Origin of the sequence: Amycolatopsis suaedae (genome assembly GCF_004214935.1) — a bacterium.
Lineage (GTDB): Bacteria > Actinomycetota > Actinomycetes > Mycobacteriales > Pseudonocardiaceae > Amycolatopsis > Amycolatopsis suaedae.
In genome coordinates, this window is the sequence record NZ_SFCC01000002.1 from 184,027 (window position 1) to 199,134 (window position 15,108).

The window sequence follows — 15,108 nt, forward strand, 5'->3', positions numbered from 1 at the left end:
CTCGTCGGGGGGAGGGCAACCCAGGCATGATCGGCGCTGTGCTGAGCAGAGATCTGGGTGACGGCGCCGAGCTGCGCCCGCTGGAGCCGTGGCAGGCGGCGGAGTTCGCCGCGTTCGTCGACGAGGCGCGGGAGATCCTGGCGCCGTACCTGCCGTGGGCCTCGACGGTCGTCGACGAGGAGTCCGCCCGGGAGTGGCTGCGGTCCTTCGCCGACGAGCAGGCCCGTGACGGTCGCCGCATCCTCGGGATCTATCTGGACGGGACACTCGTCGGGGGGATCACCGTCGTCGTCTTCGACAAGGTCCGGAGCATTTGCGAGCTGGGTGTCTGGCTGACGCCGTCCGCGCAGGGCCGCGGCCTGGTCACCCGGGCGAGCCGGGTGCTGATCGACTGGGCCGTCCGCGTCCGCGGCATGGCCAGGATCGAGTGGCGCGCCTCGGCGGACAACGAACGCAGCCTCGCCGTGCCCAAGCGGCTCGGCATGACCTACGAGGGCACGTTGCGATCGGCCTTCCCGTGCAACGGCGTCCGGCAGGACATCGAGGTGTGGTCGCTGCTCGCAGACGAGTGGACCGGCTAGCCCGCGACCCGTTCGAAGATCAGATCGCGGCTGATCCGGTTCTCCTCGCGGGCCCGGTTCTCGAACTTCGTCACCGGGCGCCACGCCGGGCGCGGCGCCCAGTCGTCGAAGCGGTTACGCAGCAGCGGCTCGGCCGAGCACACCGCCAGCATCTGGTCGGCGTAGTCGGCCCAGTCGGTCGCCATGTGGAAGGTGGCGCCCTCCGCGAGACGCGACGCGACCAGCGCCACGAACTTCGGCTGCACCAGCCGGCGCTTGTGGTGACGCTTCTTCGGCCACGGGTCCGGGAAGAACAGCCGCACCCCGGCCAGCGACCCGGGCGCCACATGCTCGGTGAGCAGCGTGACCGCGTCGCCGTGCAGCAGCCGGAGGTTGTCGACGCCGAGCCGCTCGGCACGCAGCATCAGCTGCCCCAGCCCGGCCTGGTAGACCTCCACCGCGACGTAGTTGACCTCGGGCGCGGCCGCGGCCAGCGCCGACGTCGTCTCGCCCATGCCGGACCCGATCTCCAGCAGTACCGGGGCACGACGGCCGAACCACTCGGCGAAGTCGATCGGTCCCGCCGGCAGTTCGGACACCTCACGGCCCAGCCGCGGCCAGTGCTGTTCCCAGGCACGCTGCTGGCCGACGGTCATCCGCCCGCCACGCTGCACGTAGCTGACCACACTGCGCAGCCTCGGTTGCTGCTCGCTCTCCACCAGCCTCACGCTAGCCGGGAGCTACCTGACGGCCTCGAACTCCCCCAGCCTGGCCCGCAGGCCGGCGAGACCGGCGACGGCGATCGGCGCCGGGCTGGTCACGCTGTAGGCGGGCAGGACGTCGATCCAGCCGGTGTGCCGGTCCGTCGTCAACACGGTGGTGGGAATGCGGTTACCGGTGTTGCCGCCCTCCGACGGCATGAACTCCCAGTAACCCGACTCGCCGTCGGCCGCCCACGGCACGAACTCCCAGCCGGGACGGCGGGTGAGTAGCTGGTGGATGCGGTCTTCGACGCGGAAACCGTCCTCACGGGACAGCAGTGTCCCCGCGGCCATGGCTCGTAGCCACCAGGGCGCCGGCATGGGCCCGCCGCTCGCGCTGGCGGCGTGGTAAAGCGCCAGCACCTGTTCTTCGGGTGCGCGGTGCACCCAGGACCGCCGGGCTTCCGACGGCTTGGTCGCGCTCGACGCGACCCGGGGCAGTTCGATGGCCTGCGACCACTCGAGATCGACCATCGGCTCCAGGCGGAGCTGTGGGGAATCGTGACGTGGTGCCGGGATCGTGCTGTCCACTCCTCGACCGGAATCCACCACCGTCAAGTGTCACCTCCGTAAGGCTTCCTAGGCGGGGTTCTGAACCAAATATCGCCTGGTCAGCGCGGCGTGTCCGGTGCTTGTGGGCGATCCCACAGGCAATTAACGCGGTCTTAATGTCCCGCCGTGCATTAATGCGCCTCACGTTATATCGAATTGATCTTCGCGATTGTTACCGCGCGCGAACGGGTGATCACAGCGAAGGCCCGGGTCGCCCCCCGATAGGCGACCCGGGCCTTCATCCCCTGTCCGATCAGGCCGTCGCCGGCCCGATCGTGTTTCCTGTGGAAACGATCATGCGTCCCGCTTCTTCGCCACCCCGATGGCGACGGCCAGCATCACCAGGGCGAACCCGGCGAAGTACGCCAGCGCCCAGCCGGGGGTCAGCGGGGAGTTCGACAGCGGCGGACCGTCCTGCGCCACACCGTCACCGGCGATGAACCGGTGCGCGACGTTGAACGGCAGCCAGGCGTAGATCTTCTCGCCGACGGTGGGGATCAACTGCACCAGGTTCTCCACCGCGAGTGCGTAGATCAGCAGGATGGCGACCGCGCCGGCGCTGTGCCGGACGAGGATGCCGATGGCCACCGCGATGATCGCGGCGAGGCCGTAGACCACGCTGATGCCCGCGACGTTGATCCAGTCCGCGGCGCTGTCCAGCGCGAGGTCGCCGTCGGGCTGGATCAGCAGCGCCACCGCCCAGGAGCCGAACCCGGCGAGCAGGCCGATGAACGCCGCCAGCGCGGCGACGACCGTCGCCTTGGCGGTGAGCGCGGCGCCGCGGTGCGGCACGGCCTGGAAGGTGGTGCGGATGGTCCCGAAGCGGTACTCGGTGGTCACCGCCAGCGCGGCGAGCACCATGACGACGGCCATGCCGAACCGGTAACCGAACTCGGAGCTGGCCACGTTGACGAACTCGGCCGAGGGAGCGGAGGCGCTGATCATCGCGGCGAACCCGACGGTGACCGCGAGCGCGACGAGGGCACACCACCACGGCGAGCGCGTGGTGAACAGCTTGATGCGTTCGACTGCGAGCAGAGTCATGGGAGAGGTTCCTTCGAAAGTCAGCTGGCCGCGGACGCCAGCACCTGGCGCGCCTCGGTGTCCAGGTCGGTGTGGTACTCCACCGAGTCGCCGGTGATCTGCATGAACGCCTGCTCCAGCGAGCCCTGCTGGGGGCTCAGCTCGTGCAGCACGATGCCGTTGGCGGCGGCCAGCTCACCGATCTTCGAGCTGTCCACATCGGACACCAGGATGGCGTCGTCGACGTCGTTGACGGTGGCGCCGAACTCGGCGAGCGCGGCACGGAGCCGCGGCAGGTGCGGGCTGCGCACGCGCACCGAGCTGTCCGAGGCGCGGGCGACGAACTCCTTGGTGCTGCTCTGCGAGATCAGCCTGCCCTTGCCGATCACCACCAGTTCGGTGGCGGTCAGCGCCATCTCCGAGAGCAGGTGGCTGGACACGAACACGGTCCGGCCCTCGTCGGCGAGGCGGTGCATGAACTTCCTGATCCACAGGATGCCCTCGGGGTCCAGCCCGTTGACCGGCTCGTCGAACAGCAGCACCTCGGGGTCACCGAGCAGCGCGCCCGCGATGCCGAGCCGCTGCGACATGCCCAGCGAGAAACCGCCGGCGCGCTTGCCCGCCACCGAGGTCAGGCCCACCGCGTCGAGCACCTCGTCGACCCGGCGGGCGGGGATCTGGTTGGACCGCGCCATCCAGGTCAGGTGTGCGCGGGCGGAGCGGTTGGGGTGGACCCACTTCGCGTCCAGCAGCGCGCCGACCGTGCGCAGCGGGTGCTTGAGTTCGTGGTACTGCTTGCCGCCGATCCGGACACTCCCCGACGTGGGGTTGTCCAGGCCGAGGACCATACGCATGGTCGTCGACTTGCCCGCCCCGTTCGGGCCGAGGAAGCCGGTGACCTTGCCCGGTGCCACGGTGAACGACAGGTCGTTCACCGCGACCGTCTTGCCGTATCGCTTGGTGAGGCTGGTCGCCTCGATCATGTCTCCTCCTGTGGCCTGCGGACGTTCCCCCGGTCCGTAGCCGTAGCTTGGTGCCTCGAGGGGGTCGAGCACGATCGGGAATGACCCTGAACCGCACCCTGAACTCTGTCCGCCGAAAGTCAGGCGACGCCGGGACGGGTGAGGCCGGTTTCGTAGGCCAGCACCACGGCCTGGACGCGGTCCCGCAGGCTGAGCTTGGACAGGATGCGGCCGACGTGGGTCTTCACGGTCGCCTCGGAAAGGAACAGGGTCTCGGCGATCTCGGTGTTGGACAGGCCCTTGGCGATCAGCACCAGGACCTCCCGCTCCCGGTCGGTCAGCACGTTCAGGACGGACGCGTCGCGCAGCGGCACGTCGCCCGCGCCGAAGAAGCGGTCGAGCAGCCGCCGGGTCACCGACGGCGACACCACCGAGTCGCCGCTGGCGACCGCCCGCAGCGCCGAGACCAGGTGATCCGGCGGAGTGTCCTTGAGCAGGAACCCGCTGGCTCCGCCGCGCAGCGCGGAGTACACGTACTCGTCCAGGTCGAACGTGGTCATCACCAGGACCTTCGACGTCCCGGCCTCGACGATCCGCTTCGTCGCCTCGACGCCGTCGAGCACCGGCATCCGCACGTCCATCAGGACGACGTCCGGCCGCAGTTCCTCGGCGAGCCGCGCGGCCTCGGCGCCGTTGCCTGCCTCGCCGACGATGTCGATGTCCGGCTGCGCGCCGAGCACCATCCGGAAGCCGACCCGCATCAGTTCCTGGTCGTCAACCAGGATCACCCGAATCACGTCTCCAACCTAACGGGAATCCGCGCGTGCACGCGCCAGCCCCCACCCGGCCGGGGCCCCGCGGTGAGTCGCCCGCCGAGCACGTTGGCCCGCTCGCGCATCCCGATCAGCCCGTTCCCGCCGGGTAGTGCGGTGGTCAGCCCGGTGGTGCCGTTCACCCGTGTCCTGGTTCCGACCAGGGACGGGCCCCTGCCGTTGTCGAGCACCTCGACCTCCACTTCGGACTCTTCGAGCCGGACCGACACGGTCGCCCGCGCCTGCGGTCCGGCGTGCTTGAGCACGTTGGTCAGCGATTCCTGGACGATCCGGTAGACGCCGAGGGACACCCCGGTGGGCAGCCTGTCCAGGTCCTTGTCGAGATCGACCGACACCGGGAGGCCTGCCGCGGTCATCCGCTCGGCCAGCTCGGCCAGCGACCCGGCCGTCGGCTGCGGCACCCTCGGTTCCTGGTCGTCGTCGTTACGCAGCACGTCGAGCAGCCGACGTAGCTCGGCCAGCGCCCCGCGGCCGGTTTCCGAGATGGTCCGCACCGCGCGTTCGGCCAGCTCCGGGTTGCTGCGCACGGCGTAGGACGCGCCGTCGGCCTGCACCACGATGACGCTGACGGCGTGCGCCACCACGTCGTGCAACTCCCGCGAGATCCGGCTGCGCTCCTGCGCCACCGCGATGCGGGTGGCCTGGTCGCGCTCGGTCTCCAGCAGGTGCAGCCGCGCCTCGACCTCGGCGTGGTACGCCCGCCGCGCGCTGACGAACTCGCCGAGCACCCAGCAGAACGCGAAGCTGACGGTGAGGATCAGCGTGGTCGCGTTGTTCTCGCCGTCCTGTGGTCCTCCGGTCACCAGTTGTATGGAACTGATCGCGATCAGTAGCAGCAGGTACACCACGCCACTGCGCCTGCCCGTGTAGACGACCAGGGTGTAGACGGCGATGGCATTGACGATGATCCCGCTGACGCCGACGGCCAGCGTGCCCTGGAGCAGGCCGAGCGGCAGGGCCAGGTATGCGAACCACAGCGGGTGCTTGCGGCGGATGGTCAGCGGGGCCACCGCGACGACGTTGAGCAGGACGGCGGCCGACCAGTCGTCCTCCAGCACGAACTCGAGGAACCCGATGTCGACGACCAGGAGCAGCAGTGCGACGAAGCAGTCCCCGACCATCGGGTGCTTACGCATCCAGAGGCTCAGCTGTCGCACCGGTTCACACTAGGTCGTTCGGGGCGCCACCGCGTCGGTCGCCGGGACCACCTTCGGTGCGACCGGGGGATGACAGGCATGGCACGATGCAGCGGGGCCGAGTTCGAGGGAGGGACACGCGGGTGACGGCAGTGAGTGAGCAGGGCGGCCGGCTGGCGGGGCCGCTGTCGACCTCCGTCGGCAACCTGTGCCACCGCCTGCAGTCCCAGGTCTCGGCGCGGACGGCGGCCGGCTTCGCCGAGGTGATGCGCAGGCTGGCCGCGCCACTGCAGGTCGCGGTCGCCGGCCGCATCAAGTCCGGCAAGTCCACCCTGGTCAACGCGCTCATCGGGCGCCGCGTGGCGCCGACAGACGTCGGTGAGTGCACGCGGCTGGTGACTCGTTTCCAGTACGGGACGGTCGACCGGGTCGAGGTCGTCTTCAACGACGGCCACAAGCAGGTGCTGCCGTTCGGCCCGGACGGGATGATCCCCGCCGAGCTGGGCGTGGACATCGAGCGGGTGTCGCACCTGGAGGCGTACCTGACCAACGCCGTGCTGCAGAGCATGACCGTCATCGACACACCCGGTCTCGGTTCGCTGGACGCCGCGTCGGTGTCGCGGACCGAGGAGCTGCTGGGCGCCGCACGCGGCAGGCACAGCAAGGAGGACGGCGACGCCGACGAGGACGGGACCGACGAGCTGGACGACACCTCGCGCAACGCCGTCGCCGGTGCGGAGGCGGTGCTCTACGTCGTGACCCAGGGCGTGCGGGCCGACGACCAGCAGGCGCTGGCCGCGTTCACGGCGGCGACCGCGAGCCGCGAGGCCGGGCCGGTCAACGCCATCGCCGTGCTGAACAAGGCCGACACCATCACGCCGGAGTCGGTCGAGGGCTCCGACGGCGAGGTGTGGAAGGCGGCGACCCTGCTCGCCGAGCGGCAGGCGGCCACCCTCAAGCCGAGGGTGGCCGACGTGCTGCCGGTGATCGGCCTGCTGGCCGAGTCCGCCGAGTCCGGCGGTTTCACCTCGTCCGACGCCGACGCGCTGCGGCAACTGTCCGAACTGGACGACGCCACGCTGGAGACCATGCTGATCTCCGCGGACATCTTCACCAGCTGGGAGTGCGACGTCCCGTCCGGCATCCGGCTGCGGCTGCTGGAGAAGCTGGACCTGTACGGCATCCGCAGCGCCATCGACGCCATCCGGGCCGACCCGCAGATCACCGCGGGCGCGCTGCGGCGCACCCTGCTGGACCGCTCCGGCCTGGAGGCCGTGCGGGCCAGGCTGGCGACCGTGTTCGCCGCCAGGGCCGACGGCATCAAGGCCGCCGCCGCGCTGGCGTCGGTGACCGCGCTGGCCCACGCGTCCGGCGACCCGGCCGAGCGGCAGCGGGTGCACGACGCCATCGAGGTACTGCTGGCCAAGCCGGAAGCTCATCAGCTGCGTCTGCTGGAGGCGTTGACGCTGGTGGCGTCCGGTGCGGTGGACATGCCCGAGGACCTCGCCGACGAGGTACTGCGGGTCGGCAGCAACGCCGACGTCGGCGCGATCCTCGGCATGCCGGGCCGCCCGCGCGAGGAGCTGGCCGCCCAGGCGCTGGAGCGGGCCGGCTGGTGGCGCTCGTTCGCGTCGTTCGGGGCGACCCCGGCGCAGAGCCGGGTCGCCCACGTCGTGCACCGCGCCTACTTCCTGCTCTGGCAGTCGCTGCGGGACACCGCCGCGGCGCAGTAATCCGGCAGGTCGATGTCCTCGGTGACGTCGACGCCGTCCTCGATCCGCTCGGCCGTGGCTGAGACGTCGGCGAACGCCGCGTCGCGTTCGGCCAGCGCGGCGGCCGTCGGCGGGGCGAGCACCGCGGCGGTCTCCGCACCGCCCTCCTGGCAGCGGGTGGCGTAGCCGCGGACCATCCGTTCGTACCGTTCGAACGCGACGCGGTGCTCACCGCGGGCGAGCTCGCCGGCCAGCACGTACGCGGCGACGAGTGCCGTCCCGGTGCCCCTGCCACCGAGCGTCGCCCCGCATGCGGCGTCGCCGACCAGCACGACCCTGCCGCGGCTCCACGGTTCGACGTCGATCCGGCTGATGGAGTCGAAGTAGAGGTCCTCGGCGTCGTCCAGGGTGGCCAGCAGGCTGGGAACGAGCCAGCCCATGCCCGCGAAGGCCTCCCGCAGCTGCCGCTTCGGGTCGGCGTCGGTGTCCCGCTCGGAGGCGAACAGCAGGTAGGCGTTGTTGCCCGAGATGCCGGCGTACCGGCCCGGCTGGGAGTGCGCAAGCGTTTGCCTCCCGGCGTCGCCGGGCAACTGCCAGCCCGCGACCTGATAGCCGAGGTACGTCCGGTACCGCGACTCGGGGCCGAACACCAGCGCGCGGACGTTCGAGTGCATCCCGTCCGCGCCGGCCACCAGGTCGAAGCGGCGGGCAGGCGCGTGGCCGAACTCGACGTGCACACCGTCGCCGTCGTCGTGCAGTGAGCGGATCGAGTCGCCGTGGACGTACTCGGCGCCGGACTCCTCGATCAGCAGCCGCGAGAGGTCACCTCGCCGCACCTCGAGTGCGCCGGCGGCCCACTCGGCAGGCAGGACGAACTTCGTCGCACCGTGCTCGTCGACGAACCGGGGTGCCACCGGCTCGGTCCGCAGCTCACGCAGCCGGTCGAGCAGCCCCATCCGGCGCAGCAGGCCGAGGTGGACCTCGCCACGGAAGTCGACGGCGTAGCCGCCCGTGCGGGGGCGAGGGGCGGTCTCGACGACGGTGACGTCGAAGCCGTAGCGGCACAGCCAGAAGGCGAGCGCGGGACCGGCGACACCGGCGCCGGAGATCAGAACAGAAGTACGGGAGAGCAAGCGACACTCCTTCGAGTGAGGATCGGGAGGGCATGACGAACCGCCGTGTCACGGGCCATGGCGGTCAACCTCCCCGGTCGCAGTGCTCTTGGCGGGCAGACTATAGGTTCTGCTGGACTTGTTGCGGCGGTTTTCTGACCAGCGGGGGTTGGGATGTCACTCTGGTCCCGGAGGGGGAAGCAGGGCGAGAACCCGGACGATGTGCCGACCGTGAAGATCGGCGCGGACGATCTGACGAGAATCCTCGCGGACCCGGGAACCGAACCGGTGCCCGCCGCGTCGAAGGTCATCGTGGAGCCGTCTGTGGAGGCCGTCGAGCTGGCCGATCCCGACCGCGCGCTGACCGAGCGCAGGGCGCTCATCCAGCTGTGCCTTTACGCCATGGACCGCGCGCGCAGCGGCGGTGTCGTCGAACGGCTGGAACACGGCCTCGCCGAGGTGGGGGTCCGGGCACTGCGCCCGGACGGTGAACGGTTCGACCCGGCCCACCACGAGGCCGGCGGCGCCGTGCCGACCGACGACACCACGCTGGACGGCATCGTCGCCGAGACCGAGGTGGTCGGGTTCGCCGACCGCGACGTCGTGCTGCGCGCACCCGTCGTCACGGTGTACACCGCTCGCTAGAGTTCGGTGCGTGACCGCACCAGCCGCCTTAGGGTCCATCGGCCAGCCGTCCCTGCCCGCGCAGGTCAAGCAGGTCAGGGAAAGCCTGCTCACGCTGCTGAAGGAACTGGACCCGGCCGCGGCCAAGTGGGTCGAGGACCAGCGCAAGGCCCGGCCGAAGAAGCCGTCGGTCGTCGTGGTCGGCGAGACCAACCGCGGTAAGAGTTCCCTGGTCAACGCCCTACTGGCGATGCCAGGCCTGTCCCCGGTCGACGCGAACGTCGCCACCTCCACCTACCTCGTGTTCGAGCACGCCGAGGAGTGGGCTGCCCAGGCGTGTTATCCCGGCCAGCTCGCACCGGTCGGCATCGGCATGGACGAGCTGGTGCGCTGGGTGTCCGCGCAGCACGAGCTGCCCGAGGGGCAACTGCCGCCGCGCTACGTCGAGGTCGCCGGGCCGGTGCCGCTGCTGGAGCGGGTGTCGATCGTGGACACCCCCGGCGTCGGCGGGCTCGACTCCTCACACGCCGAGCTGGCCATGGAGGCGGCGGCCAACGCGACGGCGCTGCTGTTCGTCGTCGACGCGTCGGCCCCGTTCACGTCCAGCGAGCTGAACTTCCTGAGCAACATGGGCGATCGTGTCGAGACAGTGGTGTTCGCACTGTCGAAGACCGACCAGTTCCGCGGCTGGCGGCAGGTGCTGGAGGCCAACCAGGAGCTGCTGGCCGAGCACGCGCCGCGGTTTGCCGGTTCCCCGTTCCACCCGGTGTCGGCCCGGATGTTCGAGATGGCCGCCAAAGCGCCCAACGAGCAGGCGATGTCGATGCTGCGGGAGCGCTCCGGCGTCGTCGAACTGCAGATCGCGCTGCAGGAGCTGGTGGTCGGCCGGTCGGCCATGCTCGGCGAGGCCAACACGCTGCGGTCGCTGTCCAGCGCGATGGCCGAGCAGCACGCGAAGCTGCAGGCCGAGCGCAGGGCACTGTCCGCGGGCGAGGCCGAGGCCGAGGCGCTGCGGGAACGCCGGGATCAGCTGGCGGTCGAGCGCCGGTCGTCGACCAGGGGCTGGCAGCTCAAGCTGCGGGGCGAGATCCAGCGGACCAGGGTCGAGATCGGCCACGAGGGCGCGCGGCAGATGCGGGACGCGCAGGCGTACTTCCGTCAGCAGATCGACGGCGCCAAGCGCGAGCAGCTGCAGGAGCTGCCCGGTCAGGTGGACGTCGCGTTGCAGACGATCTCGCAACGGGTGTCGCTGACGCTGGCGCAGCGGCTCAACCAGGTCACCGACGTGGCGCTGTCCGAGCTGTTCTCCGCGGAGGAACTCGACGTCATCCGGGCGCAGTTCGCCAGGGCCGGTGGCCCGCCGGTGGTGCTGCGCCCGCCGGACAAGCGGCCGCCGACCGCCGAGGACAAGCTGCTGGTGTTCATGGGGGTCTCCGGCGGGGTCGGCGCGGGCAAGCTGGTGGCCGCGCCGCTGGCCGGGGTCGCCCTGCTCAACCCCGTCGTGCTGCCCGCGACGATCGTCATCGGCCTGGGTGCGGGCTGGTGGATGGCCCGTACCCGCAGGCACGCGGCGGACAAGCAGCACATGAAGCAGTGGCTGGTCGAGTCGATTGCCGACGCACGCTCCACACTGGACCAGCTGGTCGCCGAGCAGCTGATCGAGGCGGAGCAGCAGCTGTCGCTGGCGCTCGACGAGGCGCTGGGCCGTCGCATCGACGCCATCGAGGCCGAGCTCAAGGAAGTCGACAAGACGATCAAGATGAGCACCCAGGAGCGGAACAAGAAGCTCAGCGTGGTGGTCAAGCGGCTGAAGGAGGTCGGCGACGGGCGGGATCGCGCCGAGAACTTCCTCAACCGCATTCGCAGCCTGCGTGACAAGGCCTGACCAGCCACTCGAAGGGGACCCTCGGTTGTGGATGGGAACCGAACGGGCCTACCGTGAGTCTCACCTTCAACGAAGCAAACAGACAGCTGAGCAGCCGGCCAGGCCGGCGAAGGGGGCAGTCCCGTGTGGGTTGACGAGAGTGGTGGCACCGACACCACCGAGACCGCCTCGGACGAGATGACCATCTCGGTCGGAGGCGAGGAGTACACCGCCGACGTCAACTTCGACATCAACGAAGACGGCGTCAACGACACCGCGACCATCGAGACCGAGGACGGCGGGGTCCAGGCCTTCGTCGACAAGGACGGCGACGGCGACGCTGACGAGTACCTGCAGCTCGACGCCCAGGGCGAGAAGGTCGCGCACGCGACCTACGACGAGGCCAGCGGCCAGTGGATCGACGCGGGCGGCGCCGGCACCGGCCCGACCGGTACCGACTCGCAGACCGGGTCCGAGGGCACGATCACCGCCGACCTGCCGCAGGGCGACGTCGAGGTGGGTCCGGCGACCGTCGACACCAACGAGGACGGTGTGAACGACACCGCCGTGGTCAAGGACGAGGCGGGCAACACCATCGGCTTCACCGACGTGGACGGCGACGGCAACGCCGACGTCGCGGTGGTCATCGACTCCTCGGGCAACGCCACCACCTACGAGCACACCGGCGACGGCCAGTGGACCGAGACGCAGGGCGGCCAGCCCAGCGGTGCCGTCGGCGACACCGGCGTCGACACCAGCGACGCGGCGTGGGGCGGTGCGGGCACCGACCACGTCGAGGGCGTCGCCAAGATCGACCCGGGCACGGGGCAGTGGATCTCGCAGAATTAACTGGCCAGTAGCCAGACAAATTTCCCGAAGGCCACCTTCACTACGCCAATCGTGGTGAAGGTGGCCTTTGCTCGTTTGTCTCGCGCGTTGTCTCGCCGTGCCGGAATCCTTTTCGTGCTCGTCCGGTTCAGCGACAACTGAATCGATTCCCTTATCGTTCCTGTGAGAGAACCGACAGGCCAGGGCTCGGTTACCTGACGTTTGCCCCGCTACTCTCGGGGAATCCCAAAACCTGCACACCGGTTCGCCGCCGGTGTGCGAAGCCATTCGGTCGCCGGCGATGGAGCCCGCATCCGGACGATGAAGTCCGGGGTGGGCTTTATTCGTCGGAGTTCAGGAGAAGAGATGACTGCAGTAGCCATCCCCGGACTCGACAACGCCCCCACGACGCACAGCGGGGTCGTGTCGTGGGTGCGGGAGGTCGCTGAGCTGACCACCCCGGACCGAGTGGTGTGGGTGGACGGCTCCGATGAGGAAGCCGCCCGCCTGAACGCTGAGCTGGTGGAGGCAGGCACGTTCGTCCCCCTGAAGAACCGGCCCAACTCGTACTGGGCTGCCTCGGACCCGGAAGACGTCGCCAGGGTCGAGGAGCGCACCTTCATCTGTTCGGTCGACGAGGAGGACGCCGGCCCGACCAACCACTGGGCGGACCCGGTCGAGATGAAGGCCACCATGACCGAGCTCTACCGGGGCTGCATGCGGGGCCGCACGATGTACGTCATCCCGTTCTGCATGGGCCCGCTCGGTGACGACAACCCCAAGCTCGGAGTCGAGATCACCGACTTCGCCTACGTCGTCGCCTCGATGCGGGTGATGACCCGCGCCGGCAAGGCCGCGCTGGACAAGTTCATCGCCCCGGACGGCACCGAGCGTCCGTTCGTGCCCGCACTGCACTCGGTCGGCGCGCCGCTGGAGCCCGGCCAGAAGGACGTGCCGTGGCCGTGCAACAAGACCAAGTACATCACCCACTTCCCCGAGGAGCGCACGATCTGGAGCTACGGCTCCGGGTACGGCGGCAACTCGCTGCTCGGCAAGAAGTGCTACTCGCTGCGGATCGCGTCGGTCATGGCCCGCGACGAGGGCTGGCTGGCCGAGCACATGCTGATCCTCAAGCTGATCTCGCCGGAGGACAAGGTCTACTACGTCGCCGCCGCGTTCCCCAGCGCCTGCGGCAAGACCAACCTCGCCATGCTGCAGCCGAGCATCCCCGGCTGGCGTGCCGAGACCCTCGGTGACGACATCGCCTGGATGCGGTTCGGCGAGGACGGCAGGCTGTACGCCGTCAACCCCGAGTTCGGCTTCTTCGGTGTCGCGCCCGGCACGGACTGGCACACCAACCCGAACGCCATGCGCACCATGGAGAAGGGCAACACCGTCTACACCAACGTCGCGCTGACCGACGACGGCGACGTCTGGTGGGAGGGCATGGGCAACCCGCCCGCGCACGCCACCTCGTGGAAGAAGCAGGACTGGACGCCGGACTCCGACGAGAAGGCCGCGCACCCGAACTCCCGGTACTGCACGCCGATGTCGCAGTGCCCGATCCTGGCGCCGGAGTGGGACGACCCGAAGGGCGTGCCGATCTCGGCGATCCTGTTCGGCGGCCGTCGCAAGACCACCGTCCCGCTGGTCAACGAGGCCCGCGACTGGCAGCACGGCGTGTTCATGGGCGCCACCATGTCGTCGGAGACCACCGCCGCCGCCGCGGGTGCCGTCGGCAACGTCCGGCGCGACCCGATGGCGATGCTGCCGTTCCTCGGCTACCACGCCGGTGACTACTTCCAGCACTGGCTGGACATCGGCAAGAACGCCGACGACGCGAAGCTGCCGAAGGTCTTCTACGTCAACTGGTTCCGCCGCGGCGACGACGGCCGGTTCCTGTGGCCGGGCTTCGGCGAGAACTCGCGTGTGCTGAAGTGGGTCGTCGAGCGGATCGAGGGCACCGCCTCGGCCACCGAGACCCCGGTCGGCTTCGTGCCGAAGGCCGAGGACATGGACACCTCCGGCCTGTCCGAGCCGATCGAGGACATCCAGGCCGCGCTGAACGTCGACCCGGCGGAGTGGCGCGAGGAGCTGCCGCTGATTGAGGAGTGGTTCGCCAAGATCGGCGACAAGGTGCCGTCGGCGCTGCGTGACGAGCTGGAGGCGCTGCGGCAGCGTCTCGGCTAGAAGATGACTCCGGTGGGGCCCGGGGCGCGACAACGGCGTCGTGTCCCGGGCCTCATCGGTAACGTCGGAGCATGACCCTGCCCCGGGAACGTCCCTTCCGTTTCGGTGTCGTCCTGCTCGCCCCCGCCACGCGTGCCGAGTGGATCGCCGCGTGCCGCAGGGCGGAGGAACTCGGCTACGACGTCGTGTCCGCGGCCGATCACCTAGGCAGGCCCGCTCCGTTTCCCGCGCTGGTGCTGGCCGCCGAGGCCACCGAGCGGATCCGGCTGGGCACCTGCGTGATCAACACGGCGTTCTACAACCCGACCCTGCTGGCCAGGGACATCGCCACCACCGACCAGTTCACCGGCGGCAGGCTGGAGCTGGGCCTCGGCGCCGGCTACGTCAAGGCAGAGTTCGACGCCGCCGGGATCGAGTGGCAGCGCGCCGGCAAGCGCGTCGACCACCTGGAACACACCATCGAGGTGCTGGACCGGCTGTTCGCCGACGAGCGTGTCCAGCCTCGTCCGGCCCGGCGGCCGCCGCTGATGCTGGCTGGCAACGGTGACCGCATGCTCGGGCTGGCCGCCCGGCACGCCGACGTCGTCGGGTTCACCGGCGCACCCATCCCGGCCGACGGCGAGCTGCCGAGCCTGGCCAGGAGCGAAGCCGTCGCGGAGCGGGTCGCCTACGTCACCGGGCTGCTCGGCGAGCGGATCTCCGAGGTCGAGTTCAACATCCTCGTCCAGAAGGTGCTCCCCGAAGGCGCCGAGGAGGTGCGGGATGTCTGGGGTGGCCCGGTCCACGCGTCGGATGCCGAGCTGCTCGACGTCCCGACGTTGCTGATCGGCTCGCCCGCGGAGAAGGCGGAGATACTGCGGCGGCGGCGCGAGACCTTCGGCTTCAGCTACGTCACGGTGCTCGGCGACGCCATGGAGGAGTTCGCCGAGGTGATCAGCGAGCTACGGTGAT

Annotated in this window: 14 protein-coding genes; 7 read left to right on the plus strand and 7 right to left on the minus strand. The window is 70.0% G+C overall.

Annotated elements, in window-relative coordinates:
• Positions 1–38: 38 nt before the first annotated feature.
• Entirely contained in the window at positions 39–581 is a 543-nt protein-coding gene (locus tag EWH70_RS04045) for a GNAT family N-acetyltransferase (protein WP_130473866.1), read from the plus strand.
• Here the strand turns inward: EWH70_RS04045 and trmB are convergent.
• The 6 genes from trmB to EWH70_RS04075 all read right to left on the minus strand — a co-directional run bounded on the left by trmB (position 578) and on the right by EWH70_RS04075 (position 5,827).
• The gene (gene trmB, locus EWH70_RS04050; RefSeq protein WP_130473867.1) at positions 578–1,279 is read right to left on the minus strand and encodes a tRNA (guanosine(46)-N7)-methyltransferase TrmB; all 702 of its coding nucleotides are present in this window, start codon (positions 1,277–1,279) and stop codon (positions 578–580) included. The genes EWH70_RS04045 and trmB overlap by 4 nt on opposite strands.
• A 21-nt stretch (positions 1,280–1,300) precedes the next feature.
• A complete protein-coding gene (locus tag EWH70_RS04055) occupies positions 1,301–1,795 on the minus strand; it encodes a hypothetical protein (RefSeq protein ID WP_240686786.1) in 495 nt (164 codons plus the stop codon).
• 372 nt (positions 1,796–2,167) lie between these two features.
• The gene (locus tag EWH70_RS04060; protein ID WP_130473869.1) at positions 2,168–2,917 is read right to left on the minus strand and encodes an ABC transporter permease; all 750 of its coding nucleotides are present in this window, start codon (positions 2,915–2,917) and stop codon (positions 2,168–2,170) included.
• Between the two features lie 20 nt (positions 2,918–2,937).
• A complete protein-coding gene (locus tag EWH70_RS04065; RefSeq protein WP_130473870.1) occupies positions 2,938–3,879 on the minus strand; it encodes an ABC transporter ATP-binding protein in 942 nt (313 codons plus the stop codon).
• Between the two features lie 119 nt (positions 3,880–3,998).
• A complete protein-coding gene (locus tag EWH70_RS04070) occupies positions 3,999–4,655 on the minus strand; it encodes a response regulator (protein WP_130473871.1) in 657 nt (218 codons plus the stop codon).
• A complete protein-coding gene (locus EWH70_RS04075; protein WP_420809033.1) occupies positions 4,652–5,827 on the minus strand; it encodes a sensor histidine kinase in 1,176 nt (391 codons plus the stop codon). The genes EWH70_RS04070 and EWH70_RS04075 overlap by 4 nt, the downstream gene beginning before the upstream one ends.
• 143 nt (positions 5,828–5,970) lie before the next feature.
• Between EWH70_RS04075 and EWH70_RS04080 the strand changes: the two genes are divergently transcribed.
• Entirely contained in the window at positions 5,971–7,560 is a 1,590-nt protein-coding gene (locus EWH70_RS04080; RefSeq protein WP_165436143.1) for a dynamin family protein, read from the plus strand.
• On the opposite strand, the gene EWH70_RS04085 is transcribed toward EWH70_RS04080, so the two are convergent.
• Positions 7,512–8,672 (minus strand): FAD-dependent monooxygenase, encoded by a 1,161-nt coding sequence (locus EWH70_RS04085; RefSeq protein WP_130473873.1) that lies wholly within the window; start codon positions 8,670–8,672, stop codon positions 7,512–7,514. The genes EWH70_RS04080 and EWH70_RS04085 overlap by 49 nt on opposite strands.
• A 153-nt stretch (positions 8,673–8,825) precedes the next feature.
• Here EWH70_RS04085 and grpE point away from each other — a divergent pair, with 153 nt between their 5' ends.
• The 5 genes from grpE (at position 8,826) to EWH70_RS04110 (ending at position 15,107) form a co-directional block, all read left to right on the plus strand.
• Complete coding sequence (gene grpE / locus EWH70_RS04090) at positions 8,826–9,296, plus strand: nucleotide exchange factor GrpE (RefSeq protein WP_130473874.1); 471 nt, start codon at positions 8,826–8,828, stop codon at positions 9,294–9,296.
• A 10-nt stretch (positions 9,297–9,306) separates the two neighbouring features.
• On the plus strand, positions 9,307–11,160 hold the full coding sequence (locus EWH70_RS04095) for a dynamin family protein (RefSeq protein ID WP_240686787.1): 1,854 nt from the start codon (positions 9,307–9,309) through the stop codon (positions 11,158–11,160).
• 123 nt (positions 11,161–11,283) lie between these two features.
• Positions 11,284–11,988 carry a DUF6802 family protein gene (locus EWH70_RS04100; protein ID WP_130473875.1) on the plus strand — a complete coding sequence of 235 codons (705 nt, stop codon included), beginning with the start codon at positions 11,284–11,286 and terminating at the stop codon, positions 11,986–11,988.
• A gap of 345 nt (positions 11,989–12,333) precedes the next feature.
• Positions 12,334–14,157: a phosphoenolpyruvate carboxykinase (GTP) gene (locus tag EWH70_RS04105; RefSeq protein WP_130473876.1), complete on the plus strand. Its 1,824-nt coding sequence runs from the start codon at positions 12,334–12,336 to the stop codon at positions 14,155–14,157.
• 71 nt (positions 14,158–14,228) lie between these two features.
• Complete coding sequence (locus EWH70_RS04110; RefSeq protein ID WP_130473877.1) at positions 14,229–15,107, plus strand: TIGR03621 family F420-dependent LLM class oxidoreductase; 879 nt, start codon at positions 14,229–14,231, stop codon at positions 15,105–15,107.
• Position 15,108 lies beyond the last annotated feature (1 nt).